This is a genomic window from Paenibacillus sp. tmac-D7, from assembly GCF_006519665.1.
Taxonomy (GTDB): Bacteria; Bacillota; Bacilli; order Paenibacillales; family NBRC-103111; genus Paenibacillus_G; species Paenibacillus_G validus.
On sequence record NZ_VIDW01000119.1, the window covers coordinates 1 to 1,256 of the forward strand.

The 1,256-nt window shown below is 47.3% G+C and carries 1 protein-coding gene; it reads right to left on the reverse strand.

The genetic code is table 11. The features are described from left to right. Window positions 1-36: 36 nt before the first annotated feature. A protein-coding gene (locus FKP33_RS26725; RefSeq protein WP_141336830.1) for an IS3 family transposase occupies window positions 37-1,187 on the reverse strand; the annotation gives its coding sequence in 2 pieces (ribosomal slippage) (window positions 37-935 and window positions 935-1,187; 1,152 coding nt in all). Between the last annotated feature and the right edge of the window lie 69 nt (window positions 1,188-1,256).

Sequence of the window (1,256 nt, forward strand, 5' to 3'; positions counted from 1 at the left end):
TGGACCTCTGTCAAGATAGTAGACACAGATTTTTTCCTACGCCGCCCGACGGGGGTACATATGTTCGAATTCGGACGGTGTATGATACCCTATTGAAGAATGAATCCGTTGGTTGTTGTAGAATACCTCGATGTATTCAAAGATGCTCTTTTTCGCTTCGGCGCGCGTTTCGTACTTATTGAGGTAAATTAATTCCTTTTTCAAAACACTGTGAAACGACTCGATACAGGCGTTGTCATAGCAATTTCCCTTACGGCTCATACTGCCAGTCATCTCATAGATCTGGAGCTGCTTTTGGTAATCGAGGGAAGCATATTGGCTGCCACGGTCCGAGTGATGGATCAAGCCCTTGTCTGGATGCTGCCGTCCGTAAGCCTGCTGTAGAGCCTTTAGAACAAGCTCCTTGGTCATCCTTTCACTCATGTGCCAGCCGACGATCTTACGCGAAAACAAGTCCATTACGCTCGCCAAATAAAGCCAGCCTTCACCTGTGGAAACATAGGTAATGTCAGTAACCCACTTCTCATTCGGCTTGCTTGCTGTAAACTCTCGGTTGAGCACATTCTCCTGAACCGGCAGGGTGTGCTTGGAGTTGGTTGTCGCTTTGTATTTCTTCACCGTCTTCGACCGGATTCCATTTTCTTTCATGATCCGTGTGACGGTACGCTCGGAGATAGATACACCTTTCTTTTTCAGCTGCTGAGTCACTTTCGGGCTACCGTAAAGCTGCCTGGACGTGTCATACACTTCCTTGACTTGCTCGGTCCATTCCTTGTGTTGACGTTCACGTTCACTCTCAGGGCGTCCTAACCACTTGTAATAGCCGCTACGAGAAACTTCCATTATGCGGCACATCTTCTCCAGCCGGTACTCGGAGCGGTGTTCATGGATGAACCTATATTTTACCGACGGTCTTTCGCGAAGAAGTGCATCGCCTTTTTTAAGATTTCATTCTCCTCTTGGAGATCACGAATCTGTTTCTGCATTTCTTTGAGCCGATGATCTTCCGACTTTACCGCTTGTACAGCAACGATCTCCGGCTCCCCGCCATATCTCTTTACCCAGCCATACAACGTATTGGGATTGATCTTTAACTCGCGGCCAATCTCCGCTACAGGCTTCCCACTCTCCTTTATGTACTGTACGGTCTGCTTCTTGTACACCTCATCGTACTCGATCTTTTTCATAGACACAGGCTCCCTTGCTCAAGTTGTTGAATCTAGTATAATCTGTGTCTACTATTCAGTCTAACTGCA